General features: G+C 33.9%; 1 protein-coding gene. It reads right to left on the bottom strand.

The window, feature by feature from the left end:
• Nucleotides 1–229 precede the first annotated feature (229 nt).
• Nucleotides 230–454 carry a hypothetical protein gene (locus HMPREF1640_RS11720; RefSeq protein ID WP_036895057.1) on the bottom strand — a complete coding sequence of 75 codons (225 nt, stop codon included), beginning with the start codon at nt 452–454 and terminating at the stop codon, nt 230–232.
• Nucleotides 455–599 lie beyond the last annotated feature (145 nt).

Here is a 599-nt window from a genome sequence, read left to right as displayed (position 1 = left end):
TTTCCCCTTGTTTATTTCTTGACCCACTTTTTGGCCCACTTTTTGACCCACTTTTACTCCGAACACTTTTTAACATGAAATGATTTTTAATTTGTGTAAAGATAATTCAGTATATTTTTTCTTTCTGAATATCAGAGTTTTACGCATTTTCTCAAAAAGGTGGATTTTAACCTTTGTTATCAATCGTTTCATTTGTGTTCTCTGAATGCCGTTTCGCATCTCTATTTTCTTACCTTCCCTTATGTTGTTTAATTTTTGAACGTATCAGTTCTCCAGCACTTATGATAGCCTTCTTATTGAGCACTACACCACCTTTACTAAGCCCCACACGCTCCAGCGAAGATTGCCTAATACCAATGTCGTCAGCCGTCAGTGTACTGTAAATGGCAGGGATCGATCCGAAATAATAGCTTTTATGTCTCTGAATCAGGTGAACATGGATTACTTTTGTCATACTTTACTGGTTGATAATTACTCTAAAATTACAAAATAGTTACTATATACGATATTTTGAATGATTTTATTTCAAAAATCTAATCATGATTAGTTTTCTGCTATTCTATAGAAGACCGTCTGGTTTTTCATTTTCCTTTGCAAAG

The organism is Prevotella sp. S7-1-8 (assembly GCF_000758925.1).
In the GTDB taxonomy this organism is placed as follows: Bacteria; Bacteroidota; Bacteroidia; order Bacteroidales; family Bacteroidaceae; genus Prevotella.
The sequence above is the reverse complement of the archived record's forward strand: the minus strand, read 5'-3'. Positions and strand labels throughout refer to the sequence as shown.